Origin of the sequence: Sphingomonas sp. IC-11, from assembly GCF_021043365.1 — a bacterium.
Taxonomy (GTDB): domain Bacteria; phylum Pseudomonadota; class Alphaproteobacteria; order Sphingomonadales; family Sphingomonadaceae; genus Sphingomonas.
In genome coordinates this window covers 268,507-284,796 of record NZ_JAJNDU010000001.1, presented here as the reverse complement: position 1 = coordinate 284,796, position 16,290 = coordinate 268,507, and the positions used below count along the sequence as shown (strand labels likewise).

At 66.1% G+C, this 16,290-nt stretch carries 18 protein-coding genes; 2 read left to right on the top strand and 16 right to left on the bottom strand.

All coding sequences use genetic code 11. From position 1 onward, the window contains the following. Positions 1-66: 66 nt before the first annotated feature. From LQ954_RS01295 to LQ954_RS01220, 16 genes are all read right to left on the bottom strand, one after another. The gene (locus LQ954_RS01295) at positions 67-1,197 is read right to left on the bottom strand and encodes an EscU/YscU/HrcU family type III secretion system export apparatus switch protein (protein WP_231021546.1); all 1,131 of its coding nucleotides are present in this window, start codon (positions 1,195-1,197) and stop codon (positions 67-69) included. Continuing rightward, the gene (gene fliR / locus LQ954_RS01290) at positions 1,190-1,963 is read right to left on the bottom strand and encodes a flagellar biosynthetic protein FliR (RefSeq protein WP_231021545.1); all 774 of its coding nucleotides are present in this window, start codon (positions 1,961-1,963) and stop codon (positions 1,190-1,192) included. Before fliR ends, LQ954_RS01295 begins: the two co-directional genes overlap by 8 nt. 60 nt (positions 1,964-2,023) lie before the next feature. Next, a complete protein-coding gene (fliQ, locus tag LQ954_RS01285; RefSeq protein WP_046407818.1) occupies positions 2,024-2,296 on the bottom strand; it encodes a flagellar biosynthesis protein FliQ in 273 nt (90 codons plus the stop codon). A gap of 80 nt (positions 2,297-2,376) precedes the next feature. Further along, complete coding sequence (gene fliP / locus LQ954_RS01280) at positions 2,377-3,174, bottom strand: flagellar type III secretion system pore protein FliP (protein WP_443026609.1); 798 nt, start codon at positions 3,172-3,174, stop codon at positions 2,377-2,379. A gap of 80 nt (positions 3,175-3,254) precedes the next feature. Further along, the gene (locus tag LQ954_RS01275) at positions 3,255-3,524 is read right to left on the bottom strand and encodes a FliO/MopB family protein (protein WP_125944174.1); all 270 of its coding nucleotides are present in this window, start codon (positions 3,522-3,524) and stop codon (positions 3,255-3,257) included. Between the two features lie 9 nt (positions 3,525-3,533). Continuing rightward, positions 3,534-3,836: a flagellar motor switch protein FliN gene (gene fliN / locus LQ954_RS01270; protein ID WP_046407812.1), complete on the bottom strand. Its 303-nt coding sequence runs from the start codon at positions 3,834-3,836 to the stop codon at positions 3,534-3,536. Then, entirely contained in the window at positions 3,833-4,771 is a 939-nt protein-coding gene (locus tag LQ954_RS01265; protein WP_231021543.1) for a flagellar motor switch protein FliM, read from the bottom strand. Before LQ954_RS01265 ends, fliN begins: the two co-directional genes overlap by 4 nt. 6 nt (positions 4,772-4,777) lie before the next feature. After that, positions 4,778-5,416 (bottom strand): flagellar basal body-associated FliL family protein, encoded by a 639-nt coding sequence (locus LQ954_RS01260; protein WP_231021540.1) that lies wholly within the window; start codon positions 5,414-5,416, stop codon positions 4,778-4,780. Positions 5,417-5,436: 20 nt separating this feature from the next. Then, a complete protein-coding gene (locus tag LQ954_RS01255) occupies positions 5,437-6,948 on the bottom strand; it encodes a flagellar hook-length control protein FliK (protein WP_231021538.1) in 1,512 nt (503 codons plus the stop codon). 77 nt (positions 6,949-7,025) lie between these two features. After that, positions 7,026-7,442, bottom strand: coding sequence for a hypothetical protein (locus LQ954_RS01250; RefSeq protein ID WP_227771331.1), 417 nt, complete (start codon positions 7,440-7,442; stop codon positions 7,026-7,028). Beyond that, entirely contained in the window at positions 7,435-8,763 is a 1,329-nt protein-coding gene (locus LQ954_RS01245) for a FliI/YscN family ATPase (protein WP_227771330.1), read from the bottom strand. Before LQ954_RS01245 ends, LQ954_RS01250 begins: the two co-directional genes overlap by 8 nt. A gap of 56 nt (positions 8,764-8,819) precedes the next feature. Further along, on the bottom strand, positions 8,820-9,569 hold the full coding sequence (locus LQ954_RS01240) for a FliH/SctL family protein (RefSeq protein WP_231021537.1): 750 nt from the start codon (positions 9,567-9,569) through the stop codon (positions 8,820-8,822). Next, a complete protein-coding gene (gene fliG, locus LQ954_RS01235) occupies positions 9,562-10,572 on the bottom strand; it encodes a flagellar motor switch protein FliG (RefSeq protein WP_227771328.1) in 1,011 nt (336 codons plus the stop codon). Before fliG ends, LQ954_RS01240 begins: the two co-directional genes overlap by 8 nt. After that, positions 10,569-12,272 carry a flagellar basal-body MS-ring/collar protein FliF gene (gene fliF / locus LQ954_RS01230; RefSeq protein WP_231021535.1) on the bottom strand — a complete coding sequence of 568 codons (1,704 nt, stop codon included), beginning with the start codon at positions 12,270-12,272 and terminating at the stop codon, positions 10,569-10,571. Before fliF ends, fliG begins: the two co-directional genes overlap by 4 nt. 1 nt (position 12,273) lies before the next feature. After that, the gene (fliE, locus tag LQ954_RS01225) at positions 12,274-12,636 is read right to left on the bottom strand and encodes a flagellar hook-basal body complex protein FliE (protein ID WP_231021534.1); all 363 of its coding nucleotides are present in this window, start codon (positions 12,634-12,636) and stop codon (positions 12,274-12,276) included. Next, a complete protein-coding gene (locus LQ954_RS01220; RefSeq protein WP_231021532.1) occupies positions 12,633-13,913 on the bottom strand; it encodes a sigma-54 interaction domain-containing protein in 1,281 nt (426 codons plus the stop codon). Before LQ954_RS01220 ends, fliE begins: the two co-directional genes overlap by 4 nt. A 274-nt stretch (positions 13,914-14,187) precedes the next feature. Here LQ954_RS01220 and LQ954_RS01215 point away from each other — a divergent pair, with 274 nt between their 5' ends. Together LQ954_RS01215 and LQ954_RS01210 are read left to right on the top strand one after the other, a co-directional pair. After that, complete coding sequence (locus LQ954_RS01215) at positions 14,188-15,003, top strand: flagellin N-terminal helical domain-containing protein (RefSeq protein ID WP_227771324.1); 816 nt, start codon at positions 14,188-14,190, stop codon at positions 15,001-15,003. 269 nt (positions 15,004-15,272) lie between these two features. Further along, positions 15,273-16,118, top strand: coding sequence for a flagellin N-terminal helical domain-containing protein (locus LQ954_RS01210; RefSeq protein ID WP_227771323.1), 846 nt, complete (start codon positions 15,273-15,275; stop codon positions 16,116-16,118). The last annotated feature ends 172 nt before the right edge of the window (positions 16,119-16,290 follow it).

Sequence of the window (16,290 nt, the reverse complement as noted above, 5' to 3'; positions counted from 1 at the left end):
GCTGTTCGGCTGGTCTAGTGAGTGGGCATGTCTCGGAAGAGAGGCGTCATCGGGGGTAGCCGCTCTCTACTGGAGCGCCGCGCCATTTTCGTCGAAGCGGGCGCCAACCGGCACCTCGATCGGTGGCAGCTGCGCGCCGCCCGCAGCCGCGTTCAGGTTGAACACGAACGCAAGCACCGTTGCGATTGCCATGTAGAGATCGTCGCGGACCTCCTGGTTCTCGCGGCTGGTGTAGTAGATCGCACGTGCGAGCATCGGAGATTCGAGGATCGGCACCGCCATGTCGCCGGCGATTTCGCGGATCGCGAGTGCGGTGGCGCCGCGTCCCTTTGCGACCACCACCGGCACTTGATCGCGCCCGCGATCGTAGCGCAGGGCGACCGCGAAATGGGTCGGGTTGGTCAGCACGACGTGCGCCTCGCCCACGGCGCGGCGGGTGGAGCGCGACAGCATGGCGTGCTGGCGCGAGCGGATCTGCGCCTTCACCTCCGGGTTGCCTTCACTCTCCTTATGCTCGTCCTTCTGCTCCTGCTTGGACATGCGCAGCTTCTTCATGCGCTGGAACATCTGGAGCGGCACATCGAGGAGCGCGATGGCGACCAAGCCCATCGACATGACGATCATCAGCGTCGTGAGCGTGCCGCCGAGCGCATCCACCGCGGCCCCAAGGTTCGCACGAGCAAGGCCCAAAGTGGTGCGCGCGGTGCTCATCAGCAGCCACGCGCCAATCGATCCAAGCAGGGCAACCTTCAGCAAGGATTTGCCGAGTTCGATCCAGCCGTTCATGCCGAAGATGCGCTTCAGCCCGGAGGCAGGATTGATGCGGTTGCCCTTCGGCGCGAGCAGGCCGGCGTTGAACTGAAGCGAGCCGAGCGCGGCCTGGCTGGCCACGCCGGCCGCCATCACGATCGCAAAGAGGGTCCCAAAGGCCGGCAGCAGCTTCCACCCGGCGGCGGCCAACGGGCGGAACGGCTGAAAATCCTCCACGTCGCCGCGCGTGAATTGAAAGCTTTCGGCCATCACGCCCTTGCACGCGGCGACCAGGGACGGCCCGAAAAAGACGAGCCACGCCACCCCCGCCAGTGCCACCAGCGCCGTCGCGAATTCACGTGATTTGAGAACGTCACCCTTTTTCCGCGCGTCCTTGAGACGCTTGGGTGTCGGGGCTTCTGTCTTTTCGCCGAACTCGTCAGCCAAGTACCAGGCTCCGTGCCGCTTCCAGGCCCTCGCGCACGACGACCAGCATGTAATCACCCATTGCCGGGAACGCCGCCGCCATCGCGATCACGCCGACGGCAAGGCTGGCCGGCAGACCGATCGAGAACAGGTTCAGCGCCGGTGCCGACCGCGAGATCATACCGACCACCAGATTAAGGCAGAGTAAAAGGAAGCCTACCGGCAGGGCGAGCAGCAGACCGGCGAAAAAGGCGTAGCCGCCGAACAGCGCGATATCGCGCAGCTGCGCCGGCGCGAGCCAGGCGGCGCCGGGTGGCAGCGCCGTATAGCTGCGGGCCACCGTGTCGACGAGCACGAGGTGGCCATCGATCGACAGGAACAGCAACGTCAGCAGGATCGACAGGAACTGGCCGATCGCCGGCGACGAGCGGCCGGAATTGGGATCGATCATGTTGGCAAAGCCGATGCCCATGGACCCGCCGATAAGTTCGCCGGCGATCAGCGGCGCGGCAAAGGCGATCTGCAGAATGAAGCCAAGCGCCAGGCCGACCAGCGCCTCGGCCGCGATGGCAAGGAAGGTGGCCAGAGCGAATACCTGCGGGGGAGGCGTGACATCGTGCATGCCAAGCACCAGCACGCCGACCGCTCCGGCCAGCACGACGCGCACCTGAAGCGGAACGGACACGTTGCCGAACACGGGCGCTGCGACAAAGGCGGCGCCGACGCGGACCATGACAAAGATCAGGGCCCATAACTGCGGCTCGATCGAAAGGCCGAACCCTAGCATAGCGGCGGCCAGTCGCCCGACGCGGCGGCGCGATCGAGGACAGTGGACGCCAGCACCAGCCTAGCGGACCAGATCGGGGATACGCTCGAAGATCGAGACGGTGAAATCGCTGAGCAGGCCCAGGATCATCGCACCGAAAATCACCAGCGACAGGCCGACCACGATCAGCTTGGGTACGAAGCTCAGCGTCTGTTCCTGGATCGAGGTGGCCGCCTGGATCATGCCGAGGATCAGGCCGGAAACGAGCGCCGGAATCAGGATCGGGGCAGCGGCGAGGGCGAGCACCCACAGCGTCTGGTTCGCCACGGTGAGGAAATAATCTGCGTCTACCATGCTGAACTCCGGTCTCTCTCGCCTGCATCTTGCGTCCGATGGCGGGGAGGCTTGAGGAACCCCCGCCGCCCGGCGCCGCGCTACGCGGCGAAACTGTTGGCGAGGCTACCCATGGTCAGCGCCCAGCCATCGACCAGCACGAACAACAGCAGCTTGAACGGCAAGGAGATGATCGTCGGGCTGAGCATCGCCATGCCGAGCGCCATCAGCACGGTCGCGACGACCAGATCGATCACCAAAAACGGCAGGAAGATCAGGAAGCCGATCTGGAACGCGGTTTTCAGTTCGCTGGTCACGAACGCCGGCAGCAGTACCGAATAGGGAATGTCGTTGGGCGTCGCATACGGGCCCGACTTCGCCATTTCGGCGAACATCGTCACGTCCTTCACCCGCGTCTGCTTCACCATGAAGGCGTGAAGCGGTGCGCCGGCGGTCTTGATCAGGTCGGTGCCGCCCATCTGCCCGGCGGCATAGGGCTGGATCGCGGTGGTGTTGATCTGGCTGATGACGGGCGCCATCACGAACAGCGACAGGAACAGGCTGAGGCCGATCAGCACTTGATTGGGCGGTGTCTGCTGCAGGCCCATCGCTTGGCGCAGGATCGACAGCACGATGATGATCCGGGTGAAGCTGGTCATCATCAGCAGGATGCCTGGCAGAATGCTGAGCAGGCCCATGATGATGAGGACCTGCAGCGACAGCGACATCGAGCCCGAGCCATTCGGTCCACCGCCAAGCTGCCCCAGCGCGCGATCGACCGCGTCCCCTGCCCCTGGTGCGGACGGCGCCGGCGCCGCGGGCGCAATCGGCGCGACCTGCGCGAAGGCTGGCATGGCGACGAGGACTGCCACCAAGAAGGCGAAGGCGATCAGCAGCACCTTGCCCCACGAGAATTCAGCCGGGCGGTTGTGCTCGGCATTGCGAAACAGGGCCGGGCCGTTGCCGACGCGGGTGACGCTCACGAAAAGGTCCTCGGCGCGTCAGCACGATCGACCAGCGTCACCCCGCCGCGCCCAACGGATACCAGCAGCCTTTTGCCTTCAAATTCCACAACGGCGAGCCGCAGACCCGGCGAGATCATCATCGTCTCCTTGACGTTGATGAGCCGCGTGTCGGTGCGACCCGGCATCCGGCTTTCCAGCCGCCGCCACAGATACAGGCAGCCGATCATCAGGCCGCAGACGAGCGGCAACAGCACGATCAGCTTCAGGATATAGGACCACATCATCGCAGATGGTCAGCCGCGCTTGTCGGGATTGACGAGCTCGGTCATCCGCACGCCGAAGCGGTCGCCCACCGTCACCACTTCGCCGCGGCCGATGAGCGTGCCGTTAACGAACACGTCGAGCAGCTCGTTGGCCTGCCGATCCAGCTCGATCACGCTCGATTCACCCAGCGCCAGCAGCTCGCGCAGCGTCAGCTGCGTGGAGCCGATCTCCACCGTCAGCTTGACATCGACGTCCTGCAGCAGGCGGAAATTCGCGGCGAGGGCGCCATCGCCCATGTCCTTTGGCGGGAAGCCGCCGCTCATGTCGTTCACTGGGTCAATCCTTCGAGAGAAGCGAGCGAGGTCAGTTTGATCGCAGCATGGCCGTTCGACGTGCCCACGGTGCCGGTGCCAAGGCGGTCGTTGCCCACCATCACCGGCACGTCCTGACCGAAGCTGATCGGGATCACGTCACCGGGCTGAAGCGCCATCAGCTTGGACAGGCGGATCGTCGGCTCGGCGAGAACCGAGCGCACCGGAAAGCGGATGTTCATCGCCGCGCGGGTGAGCGCGGTCTGCCACAAGGCGTCTTCCGCCGCCGCCTTCGCCACGACCTTGCCGGTCAGCGCCGTGCCGTGCGGCTTTAGCGCCGTCACCGGATAGACCAGATCGATAAACGACGGCTTCGCGCCCCCGGGCGCAATGCCAAACCGGGTGACGATCATCGCGTCGTCGCCGTCGAAGCTGGAGAGCATCGAGGCATTCGCCTCGCACCGGCCGACAGTGAAGTTGACGCGGGCGAGAGGCTCCCAGGCGGCCGTGAGCGGCACGGCGATCATCTGCCCCAGGCGTGCCACCATCGCCTCGGCCGCGGGCGAGAATTCCGCCGGCATTTCCGCAGGCGCAGCGCCAGTGCCGCCGAAGAAGAAGTCGAGCAGTTCAAGCACGAACTTGCCGTCCAGAACCAGCAACGCCGGCCGGTCATCCATGCCGAGCGGCAGCCACGCCGTCAGTTTGTCGGGACGTTCGGCCCGGTAATCAGCAAATCGCTGAACCGCGAGCGGTTCGGCCCAAGCCCGCACTTCCTGACGCAAAAGCGGCTCGAACACGCCGCGCAGTCCCCGCGCGAGCCGCGCGGAAAGGTGCTGCAACGTGTGCAGGTCGCCGAACGGATTGAGCTTCGCCTGCCCGAGGCCGCTCGTCTGGACGGCCTGCGGGCGGGGGCGCTCTCGCCGCTCGCGAGGAAGATCTGGCTTGGCGTTAACCATGTGAGGTCACTGAACAACAAAATTGGTAAAGTAGACGTTACTGACGCCGCCAAAGCCTTCTTTCTGTTCAAGCGTGTTGTTGATGGCGGCCGTCAGCCGCTTTGCGAGCGCGGCCTTGCCCTGCGAGGAAAAGACCTGGTCTTCCGTGGTGTCGCCCAGCGCCATCAGGATCGCAGAGCGGATCGCGATATCGTTGGTCTTGATGTTCTGGATGACGGTGTCGTCATAGGGCGTGGAGACCGCCACACCCACCTGGATGAAGTGGACGGAGTCCTGAAGGTTCGCCGTAAACTCCTTTTCCAGCGCGAAATAATTGGACGCATAGCGCTCGCCGCCAGTCCCCTCCGGCGTCGGCTTGCCTTCATGGCCCGACCCGCCGCCGCCGGCGTCGCCGCCGTGGCCGCCCCCTGATCCGCTACCTTCTTCGGCCCGCTTCTGATCACTCTTGGGCACCAGCTTCGGCTTGCTTTCGTCCTCCGCATGAGCGCTCGAACCGCCGATGATGCCAGAACCTGCGGCATAGAGGCCGGCGCCGACGCCGCCGCCGATGAGCACGATGGTGCCACCCGCGATCACCAGGATCTTGGCCAGCTTGCCCTTCTTATTCGGCGCCGATTCGGTCGCGCCCTTATCCTTGTCACTCACTGCTCAACGCCTTTTGCCAGTCACGCGATTCGTTCGTCGGCGAGCGCGGCATCATCATCGGATGCGATGCGGCCCGGCCGGTGGGGGGAGAGCGGCGCCGGCGACGGCGCGCGCTGCTGTTGGTGGGAGTGCTGCGATTGCCCGTCACCCTGGCCGGCCTGCGCGGTCAGCTTCAGGCCACGCGCCTCGGCGAGTTCGGCCAGTTTCGGTTGCGCATCGGCTAGCAACTGGCGAGTCTCGGCCTGCTGCGCATGGAATTGCACTGCGACCCTATCCCCGTCGCGCCGCAATGACACGTCGATGGTGCCGAGCTTGTCGGGCACCAGGCGGATGCTGGTATCCACCGCATCCATGGCGTCGCGGATCATCTCGATGCGCTCGATCATCTTCGCCGGCCACGTATCGCGAAACATATCAAGCGCAGCGTGGCGGCCGCCTTCGATAGCGGCGACAGGATGGGGTGCGAGGTCGGCCGTGGGCGCGGCACTCGGCGCGATCAGCAATTCCCCCTGGTCTGCCGCCCGATCGTCACGCACGGCGCGATGAATGGCAGCAGCGAACATCTGTGCGGCTGGAGCGACCTGCCCCGCTTGCGTTGACGGAAAAATTTGGGACGTGGCGCCTGCGGGAAGCTGGGGCCGCGACGCTAGCCGAGACGCACCGTTGCTGGCGTTTTCGATCCGCTCCGGCTCGCTCCGGGCAGAGCCGACGAAGACACGGTCTTCCAAGACCGGCGCCGGCATGGAGGCCGCAGGTTCTTGGTCAAGCCGGACCTGTTCGGCCGGAACCTTCTGGAGCGGTGCTGGTGATCCCTGCTGCACCGTGGGCGCGCTCAGTCCCGGGTTTGATGGCGTGACGAAGGCACCGTCCGTTTCGGAAACCGGGGAGCGGCCCTGCCCGGGGGCAGACATGATTGCTTCCCCGGCGTGGGGCTGACCAGCCGGGGCAGCGGCGGGATTCACGGTCGGCGGCAGCGCCAGATCCTGCGTTTCTGCGGTCGATGCATTACGGGCTTGTAACGGGACGGCGAAGGACTCGACTGACGTGACTGCGGCGGCGAGCACGTCAGGCACGGCCGATCCGGGCGACGTCGGAAGCGGCGTTGCAGCAAACAGGGGATGCGCCGTACCCGGCACTGCAATCACTGCCGCGCCGGGATCGGCCAGCGTGTGATATGCGGTGACCTGCTCCGCCCCGGGCGCGTGGACGGGCAAAGCGGTGAGTTGCCCCGGGGAGAGCGGCACATCGGCAGATCGCACCGGTCCGCTGGCGGGCAGCGCGGGGGCGTCCTCCCCGGCGCCGATACTGGCTGGCGGCGGGCAAGAAATCAGCCAGGTGGGCGGAGCGATCCAGATCGCGGCCGAGGCGTCATTGCCGGCTTCCTCATCCTTGCCGGGCACTGCCGGCAAGATGTTGCCGCCTTCGCCGTCACGCTGCCGAGGAAGGGTCGGCACTGTGAAGCCGGGCAGCAGCGCGGAGAAGTCCAGACCCGCCGGCGCCGCGGCAGGCAAGGCGCCCGGTGCCCCGGGCATGGCCGGACTAGGAGACAGGAACGGGATCGGCAGCATAGCGGTGATGGGTGTCTCGTCGCGTTAGGTCGACGAATCCATCAGCAAGGATCGTGCCGGATCTTTCGTGTCGGCGGCGCATCTTGCAGCGCGCGGATGGCGCGCAGCGCCGCCTCTGCCTCGCCGCGGGCGATCAGCTTTTCGACCGCCGTCTGATCGCGCTTTGCCGAGCGGGTCACCTCTGCCGCTCGCTCTGCCTCCACCGCCGCGTTGCGCACGCGGTTCTCGACCACTTCGGCGTTGCGGTGAAGCTTTTCGCGATAATGCGCCATGGCGGCGAAGGAGACGGCGGCGCCACTTCCCTGCCCCGGCGCCACGGCGGAAGCGAGCTGGGCGATCCGCTGCGACAGGGCGGTTTCGCTGGCGACCTGCTCCTGCGCACGTATTTCCGCCGCACGGGCAAGGCCCAGTTGCAGCGTGCGGACGCGGTGGACGCGCTGGAGCTTCTTGTTATCCATCGCCGAACACGCCGGTCAGCTCCGCCACCGCATCATCGAGCGAGACGCTGGCGTCGGCATCCTGGCGGATGAACTCCATGACGGCGGGATGGTAAGCGATGGCAGCATCAATCGCGGGATCCGCGCCAGCGCGATAGGCGCCCATCAGCACCAGATCGCGATTTTCTTCGTAGGTCGCGAGATGGCGACGCAGCACGCGCGCGGCCTGGACGTGCGGCTTAACCGCAATATCCGTCATCACGCGACTAACCGATTTGGATACGTCGATCGCGGGATAAACGGCATGTTCGGCGAGCGCGCGGCTCAGCACGATATGGCCGTCCAGGATCGAGCGGGCAGAATCGACCACCGGATCATTGCCGTCGTCACCATCCGCCAGCACGGTGTAGATGGCGGTTATCGCGCCGCCGGTGTTCACGTCGGTGCCCGCACGCTCGATCAGATTGGGCAGCATCGCGATGGCCGACGGCGGATAGCCGCGCGCCGATGCCGGCTCGCCGAGCGCCAGGCCGATCTCGCGCCCGGCGTGCGCCACGCGGGTGAGCGAATCCATGATGAGCAGCACGTTCTTGCCCTCGTCACGAAACGCCTCGGCAATGGCGGTCGCGCGCAGCGCGCCGCGGATGCGCAGCACCGGCGAGTGATTGGCCGGAACGGCAACCACGACGGAGCGCTTGCGCGCCTCGCCCGCCACCTTGGTTTCAAGGAAGTCGGCAACTTCGCGGCTACGCTCACCGATCAGGCCGATGACGATCACGTCGGCCTTGGCCGCACGCACCATCATGCCGAGCAGCACCGACTTGCCGACACCCGAACCCGCCATGATACCGACGCGCTGGCCCTTGCCGATGGTGAGGAGCCCGTTGATCGCGCGCACGCCCACGTCCAGCGGCTCCAGCACGCGGCCACGATCGAGCGGGGACTGGAGCTTGCCGGCGAGCGGCCACCGACCGGCGCCGCGAATGGGGCCGAGGCCATCAATCGGATTGCCGGCACCATCAACGACGCGGCCGAGCAGTGCCTCGCCAACTTCCGCCTCGCCCGGCGCCCCGGTCGGGCGGACTGGCATCTGCGGCAGCAGCGCGGCGGGTCCGCCGAGGTTCATCAGCAAGGTGCGGCCGTTGCGAAAGCCGATCACCTCCGCCTCCACGCCCACGCGCGCATCACCGATCCGGCATATCGTGCCGACCGGCAGCGTCAGGCCGACCGCCTCCATCAACAGGCCATCATAAGAGGCGAGCCGACCAGCGACCTTGGGCGCCGGACGAAAATCGGCGTTGCCCAGCGATTCAAGGTAATCGGCGGTGAAACGGTTGAGCATCTACGATCCTGGATAACCAGCGACGGTGGGCGCAATCGCCCCCGACGATGCGATGGTCAGAGAGCGGGAACGGCGACCTTGTCGAGCGCGCTGGTGAGCTGTTCCAGCCAGAGGTCCGGCCCATCCTCGACGATGGTGGAGGCAGCCTCCAGCACGAAGGAGCCACGAGCCAGTGTTGCATCGCCGACGGCAAAGATCGTGTCCGGCAGGCGGCCATGGAGCAGGCCGACATCCTCCGGGTTCACGCGCAGGATAGCGCTTTCCGCCTGATCGGCGAGCAGCTCGGCGGCCGCCTCGACCCGCCCGGCGAGGAGATCGCCGGCAATGCCGGTCTGGCCGATGAGCCCGCCGACGAGATGCAGCACCGTTTGGCGAAGCTGCCGCGCAATCCGTTCCCGATCGATCCGCTCGTCGGATTTCAGCGCGGCGGCAATCCCCTCGATCAGCGCGAGGTCGCGAGCGGCCGATGCCTCATATTCCGCGCGCGCAGCGGCATAGCCCGCGTCGAAGCCGGCCTGATGAGCTTCGACCAGAGGGTCGATCGCCGACACTTCGGCCATGGCGGCAGCGACTGGATCCATCGCGGGCGGCTGTGCCGCTGCTTCGGGCTCTGGCACCGGCATGCCGTGCGGCTGCGATGAGGCAGAAAACGCCTCCTCGATCCGCGCGATCAGATCGCCGGGTGCAAAGCCGGCAGGCCGTTCGGCAAAGACCCGCTGCAGGCGAACCGCCGCATCGTCCTGGCGCGGCGCGAAGCCGGCGACGAACACATTGGCCGCTGCCCCCGACATGGCTGCCTCAGACATAATCGTCTTCGCCCCCACCCATCATGATCGTGCCGTCCTTGGCGAGCGTGCGGGCGATGGCGATGATCGCCTTCTGCGCATCGAGCACCTCGGACAGGCGCATCGGGCCGCGCGCTTCCATCTCGTCGCGGATGCCGTCCGCGGCGCGAGCGGACATGCAGCCGAGGAAGCGATTGCGCGCCGCCTCGTCCACGCCCTTCAACGCGCGGGTCAGGATATCGCTGTCGATGTTGCGGATCAGCGTGCCCAGATTCTTGTCGTCCATGTCGAGCAGGTTGTCGAAGACGAACATCGCCTCCTCGATCGCCCGCGCGGTTTCCTTGTCCAGCTTGAACAGCTTGGGCATCACCCGCTGCTCGGTCGCCTTGCGTGCGCCCTGCAGGATCTTCGCCGCCTCGCGCGTACCGCCCAGCTTCACCTGCGTGCCCTGCGCGGCGCTCACGGCGCGGCTGCCGATCATCGTCTTCAGCGTCTCGACCGCCTCGGGCGTGATCGGGCCAAGCTTCGCGATCCGGTGCAGGATTTCGGGCTGCGCCGCATCGGGCAGCAGTTCCAGCACCTGCGCGCCGACTGCGGGATCGAGGTTGGCGATCAGCAGCGCGCAGACCTGCGGATGCTCCTTTTCGATCATCGCCGCGATGTCGGTCGCGTCCAGCCAGTCGAGCAGCTCGATCTCGCATGCCGCTTCCGGCGGCGTGATGCGAGCAAGCACGCTTTCCGCCTTCTCCTGCCCCAGCGCGCGGTGCATCACGGCCTCGATCTTGGGCTTGGGATCAAAGGTGATGCCGGTCCGCTCGCGGGCGCGGCCGACGAAATCGTCGAGTACGCCTTCGACGTCGGCTTCGCTGACGTCGGCAACGGTGTACATAGCACGGCCCAGCTCGCGCACCTCGTCGGGCTCCAGCTTCTGGAGGATCGCCGCGGCTTCCTCCTCGCCCACCAGCATCATCAGCACCGCGGCACGCTCGGTGCCGGTGAAGGTGCGAAGCGCGACTTCGCTCACTGCGCGGTCGCCTTCATCATGTCGCGCACCGCCAGCGCAGCGCGCGCCGGATTGTCGCGGGTGAAGCCACGCACCTTGCCGATGCGCTCATCGTAATTGCGGCTCGCCTCGATCTCGTCGAGTGTCACCGGCGGGGCGACGGCGATCTCAGCGCGAGCGGCCTCGCCCTCCTCGCCCGCGGCGGTGCCATCCGCGGCAAAGCCAAGCGCCGAGCGGCCCGGGGCCTCCGCCTCTTCCTTTTTCTTCATCAGCGCCTTGGCCAGCGGACGGACGCCGAGCAGCAGCACCAGCAGCGCGATAATCACCGCAGTCAGGTTGCGGGCGATGACCGGCATCCAGCTGTTGTCGTACCAGGCAGGACCGTCATTTGCCGCATCCGCCTCGCCGGCGAACTTGCGGCTGATTACCGTCACCTGATCGTTGCGGGCCTGATCATAACCAACGGCAGAGCGGACCAGCTCGGTGATCTGGTTGATCTCCATCGCGGTGCGCTTGCCCTTCTCCGGCTCGCGCAGCAGCACGGCGACGGACAGGCGCTTGACGCCGCCCGGCGCTGCACGCGTAACGGAGACTTCGCGGCCAAGATCGTAGGAGCGGGCGAACTGGTCCGACTGCTTGTTCGGGTTCGGCGCGGGGCCGCCGGCGACCGGCTGACCGGCCTGCGCAGCCTGCCCATTGGCGCCGGTCGCGGCCTGCGGCTGCTGAAGCGCGGCGGCGGGCGGCGGCGTGTTGCTGAGCGCACCGGGGATGCCGCCGGGCGCTTGTCCGTCCTGCGCCTGGTTGCCGGTCCAATTGCCGGTTTCGGCACGCAGCGCGCCTTCCTTGTCGTAGCTTTCGCGCGTTGCGGACGTTTCGTCCATGTTGACGTCGGCCTGAACCTCGGCCGTGAAGTTGCCGGTCCCGACGAGCGGCGTCAGCAGCTGGATCAGCTGCGTGCGATACTTTTCCTCGACCTGCTGTTGCAGGGCAATGCGCTGCTCTGTGCCGCTCTGCCCGGCGCCGCCCGGCTTGGAAAGGAGCCCGCCCATCTGGTCGACGATCGTCACCGCTTCGGGCTTCATGCCCGGCACGGACGACGCAACGAGATTGATGATCGACTGCACCTGCGCTTCGCTCAGCGCACGGCCACCCTGCAGCTTCACCACAACGGAGGCGCTTGGCTGCGCATTGTCGCGCACGAACACGCTCGATTCCGGCATCGCCAGGTGCACGCGCGCCTCGGTGACGACGTCGATCTCCTGGATCGAGCGTGCGAGCTCGGTCTCGCGTGCCTGGCGCAGTCGCTCGCCTTCCACGGCGCGGCTGACGCCCATCGGCAGCTGATCGAGGATCGCATAACCACCCGGCGCCGCCTTCGGCAGGCCCTGGCCGGCGAGCAGCAGGCGGGCACGGGAATAATCCTCTTCGTTCACCGTCACGGCATCGGTCGCGTCATCGATCTGGCTGTCGATGCTGGCGGCGGACAGCGCCTGGGTGACGGCCGCCTTGTCGGCATCGGGCAGGCCCGAATAGAGCATCTTCTGCGGCGGCGTGGACAATGCCGACCATGCGAGGGCGGAGGCGCCGATGAGGCTGACCATCAGCGCCATCGGGCCCGCCTTGCGGACCGCAGGCTGCGCGAAGACACCCTGGATCTGCTTCAGCGGATTGGCGAAGCGTTCAGGGATCACGGCGTTCGAAGGGGCGAGTGCGTTAGCCATATCAGACCGGCATGCTCATGATGTCCTTGTACGCGGACAGGATCTTGTTGCGGACTTGCAGCGTCGCTTCGAAGCCGACGGAGGCTTCCTGGCGGGCGAGCATCACCTTGGCGATATCCACCGTTTCGCCGCGCTCGTACGCTTCGGACAGGGCCGACGCTTTCTGCGACTGGTTGTTGACCGACTGAAGCGCCGTTTCCATCGTTGCGGCGAAGCTGCCCGCCTGCTGCGCACCCGACGCGGGCGTCGTGTCTGCCGCAGCCACCGTCGCGTTCGCCCGGCTCAGCGCAGCGTTACGTTCCAGGATCTGGGCACGCAGCGCCATCACCCGGTCGATCCCGCCTACACCTCCAACACCGCTCATGCCGTCAGTCTCCGATCATGCGGCGCAGCGATCTCTTCACCCTGCTCGCGCGCCTTCGCGAGACGGTAACGCAAGGTTCGTTCCGAAATGCCGAGGCGGCGGGCAGTTTCGATACGATTTCCGCCGCACGCCTTCAAAGTCTCACGAATGGCGGCAAATTCGGAGAGCTGGACGACCGATCCCAGCGTCGCCGAACCGGGCGCGGCAGGCTCGTTGGCGAACACTGGCGGGCGCGGCGCGGCAGCCCGGTCGAAGACGATGTGCTCGGCCTCGATCGTATCCCCGCCACAGAACAGCAGCGCGCGCTGAATCACATTCTCCAGCTCACGCACATTGCCCGGCCAGTCGTGACTGCTGAGCTTGGCAATCGCCTCATGCGAGGGCCACGGCACGACTGCGCGAGAACCGGCGTGACGCAGGATCATGGTGGCAGCGAGCGCCGGCACATCCTGTGCGCGGTCAGCCAGCGCGCGCGTGGTCAGCGGAAAGACCGAAAGGCGATAGTAAAGGTCCGAGCGGAAGCGTCCGGCAGCAACCTCTTCCTGAAGATCGCGGTTGGCACAGGCCACCACGCGCACGTCGATCGGTACCGGATGCGTCGCGCCGATTGGCACCACTTCGCGCTCCTGAAGAACGCGCAGCAGCTTGGCCTGAAGCGGCAGCGGCATTTCGGCCACTTCATCAAGCACGATGGTTCCGCCATTGGCGGCGCGGAAGAAGCCGTCGCCTGCGGCAGACGCACCGGTGAAGCTGCCCTTCACATGGCCGAACAGCATTGCCTCCAGCATGGTTTCCGGCAGCGCTGCGCAATTGATGGCAATGAACGGTCCGTCACGCCGCGCCGAATTGCGATGGATCGCGCGCGCCAGCACTTCCTTGCCGGTGCCGGTCGGGCCGTTGATGAGCACGGTGATATCGGCCTCTGCCACCCGCTCGGCGAGCGCGAACAGGGCGAGGCTTTCGGGATCGGCGGCGGTCGGCAGCTCGGGCCCGCCGGCCAGTGCGCGAACAAAGGCGTTCCCGACTACGGAATCCGCATGATCAAACGTGAGACGAGCGGGCGCACCGTCGCGAAACGGCATCACCCTGCGCTCCCCACGGGCCAGCACCACCGTCCGTGACGGCACGGGCGATGCCTCCCCTTCTGCCACCAGCCACGCCGTATCAGCGTGCGGACGACCGGTTGGCGCCGTCATCGAGAAGCCTTGCGCCCGCAATGACGAGACCAACGCCACATGGGCATCAGCAACCGTTATGGATGGAACGATCGAGCGCATCTTTGATCCCTTACGAATGATTCAGTCCATATCGGTGCAGTGGTTAACGGCCTGTTTAACCGGCAGCCGGCCGGCCGGAATCTGCCGGTGGATTGCCGCACCAGCGCAATATGCGGACGCGCCTTCGTTCAGGATTTTCCATGCACAGGCAGCAACTTGCCGGCGGCCGGCAAATTCCGGCTAAATTTTGCCGGTTGCCGGCCGTTTGGGGTGGTGACGGATCGACGCCCGCAAGTGGGGCTTGCGGTTTCCGTCGAATCACTCGGAGATCGAAATGACCGTTATCGCCTCGAACACCTCGGCGTTGCGCGCCGCCAATGCCTCGACCAGCGCCAACAAGGCTCTCTCGACGGCGATGGAGCGCCTGTCGTCCGGCAAGCGCATCAACTCGGCGAAGGACGATGCGGCCGGCCTTGCCATCGCTAGCTCGATGACCGCGCAGATCAAGGGCATGAACCAGGGCATCCGCAATGCCAACGACGGCATTTCGATGGCGCAGACCGCCGAGGGCGCGCTGGACGAGGTGAGCAACATGCTCCAGCGCATGCGCGAGCTTGAGGTCCAGTCGAAGAACGGCACCTATCAGGACGAGGATCGCGTCAACATTCGCGCCGAGCAGAAGGCGCTGAAGGAGCAGATCAGCTCGGTCGTCACCGACACCGAGTTCAACGGCAAGAAGCTGTTCGACGCGGACGCGGCCACCGGCTTCAACATCCAGACCGGGGACACATCGCTCACGCTGAAGTCGACGAACTTCGCGGCAACCGATTCCAAGCTGAAGGTCATCACCGACGAGACCTTTGCCGACAAGGACAACGTCTCCGACCTCGCAGCCTATGATGACGCGCTGAAGGAAGTGTCCAAGGCTCGCGCCGACCTTGGCGCGACGCAGAACCGGCTGGAAAGCTCGGTCAACAACATGACCTCCAACGCCACCAACCTGTCCGATGCGCGCAGCCGGATCGAAGACGCGGACTTCTCCGCAGAATCGACCAATCTCGCCAAGGCGCAGATCCTGAATCAGGCGTCCACCGCGATGCTGGCGCAGGCCAATCAGTCGCAGCAAGGCGTGCTTCGCCTGCTCGGCTAATCCACTGAACGGAGCCGGCGCCGCTTTCCTTGCGGGTGTCGGCTCCAGCGGCGCCGCCTGATCATTCGGGCGGAGGACAAGCCTCGGTGGCCGTGCGGCTGCCGGGGCTTTTTCCGTGTTGTTGCCCGCCGCACCCCGGTTGCCGCGAGCGCACGGCGCGTCCCAGCAACTTTTTGCTAAAGCCTGCGCCAACCCGGCCGTTTGCAGTGGCGGTATCCGGATCTTCGCCACGGGGGCGGTGCAGGATGCCGGATTATCGGAGAACATCAGTGACCGTTATCGGAAGCAACATCTCGTCGCTGCGCGCCAGCAACGCATCGACCAAGGCCCAGGACGCGCTGTCGACCGCCATGGAGCGCCTGTCGACCGGCAAGCGCATCAACTCGGCAAAGGACGACGCCGCCGGCCTCGCCATCTCCAGCTCGATGACCGCACAGATCCGCGGCATGAACCAGGGCATCCGCAACGCCAATGACGGCATCTCGATGGCACAGACCGCCGAAGGCGCGCTGGGCGAGGTGAGCAACATGCTCCAGCGCATGCGCGAACTGGGCGTTCAGGCGTTGAACGGCACCTATTCGGGCGACGACAAGAAGAACATCAAGGCGGAGATGGACCAGCTGTCGACCCAGATCACCGACGTTCTGGCCAACACCGAGTTCAACGGCCAGAAGCTGTTCAATGGCACTGCGGGCACCACCGGAACGGTGAAGATCCAGGCCGGCGCCACGTCTGACGACAGCATCGACCTGAAACTGGATACGCTGACCACCAACGCCGACATCATCGCCGTGGCGGGCGCCACCGCTTCCGCAATTGACGTCACCGCGGCTGCCTTCGCCAGCACCGATCTCAACAAGTTCGACAAGGCGCTTGCCGCCGTGTCCACGACCCGCGCCAACCTGGGCGCTACGCAGAACCGTCTGGAAAGCGCGGTGAACAACCTCACCAGCAACGCGACGAACCTGTCGGATGCGCGCAGCCGGATCGAGGATGCGGATTTCTCCGCAGAGTCCACCAATCTCGCCAAGGCACAGATCCTCAGCCAGGCGTCCACCGCCATGCTGTCGCAGGCCAACCAGTCGCAGCAGGGCGTGCTGAAGCTGCTCGGCTGATCCCGCACCGCGGCTCCGGCCCCGCCCCCGCACAGGGGAACGGAGCCGATACGACACGACAGCCCCGGCGACCCCAGGTCGCCGGGGCTTTTCGCAAACAAAAACCGCTTAAGTCCTGCGCCGTTCGGCCGTTTGTTGGTGCGGATGGCATGGCCAACCGCCCGGGGGCGGC

What these genes read in the sequence shown, in the direction of transcription:
- fliR (WP_231021545.1), bottom strand. Translation starts at nt 1,963, where the DNA reads ATGCTAGGGTTCGGCCTTTCGATCGAGCCGCAGTTATGGGCCCTGATC.
- fliQ (WP_046407818.1), bottom strand. Translation starts at nt 2,296, where the DNA reads ATGGTAGACGCAGATTATTTCCTCACCGTGGCGAACCAGACGCTGTGG.
- LQ954_RS01275 (WP_125944174.1), bottom strand. Translation starts at nt 3,524, where the DNA reads ATGATGTGGTCCTATATCCTGAAGCTGATCGTGCTGTTGCCGCTCGTC.
- LQ954_RS01265 (WP_231021543.1), bottom strand. Translation starts at nt 4,771, where the DNA reads ATGGTTAACGCCAAGCCAGATCTTCCTCGCGAGCGGCGAGAGCGCCCC.
- LQ954_RS01255 (WP_231021538.1), bottom strand. Translation starts at nt 6,948, where the DNA reads ATGCCCGGGGCACCGGGCGCCTTGCCTGCCGCGGCGCCGGCGGGTCTG.
- LQ954_RS01250 (WP_227771331.1), bottom strand. Translation starts at nt 7,442, where the DNA reads ATGGATAACAAGAAGCTCCAGCGCGTCCACCGCGTCCGCACGCTGCAA.
- LQ954_RS01245 (WP_227771330.1), bottom strand. Translation starts at nt 8,763, where the DNA reads ATGCTCAACCGTTTCACCGCCGATTACCTTGAATCGCTGGGCAACGCC.
- LQ954_RS01240 (WP_231021537.1), bottom strand. Translation starts at nt 9,569, where the DNA reads ATGTCTGAGGCAGCCATGTCGGGGGCAGCGGCCAATGTGTTCGTCGCC.
- fliF (WP_231021535.1), bottom strand. Translation starts at nt 12,272, where the DNA reads ATGGCTAACGCACTCGCCCCTTCGAACGCCGTGATCCCTGAACGCTTC.
- fliE (WP_231021534.1), bottom strand. Translation starts at nt 12,636, where the DNA reads ATGAGCGGTGTTGGAGGTGTAGGCGGGATCGACCGGGTGATGGCGCTG.
- LQ954_RS01220 (WP_231021532.1), bottom strand. Translation starts at nt 13,913, where the DNA reads ATGCGCTCGATCGTTCCATCCATAACGGTTGCTGATGCCCATGTGGCG.
- LQ954_RS01215 (WP_227771324.1), top strand. Translation starts at nt 14,188, where the DNA reads ATGACCGTTATCGCCTCGAACACCTCGGCGTTGCGCGCCGCCAATGCC.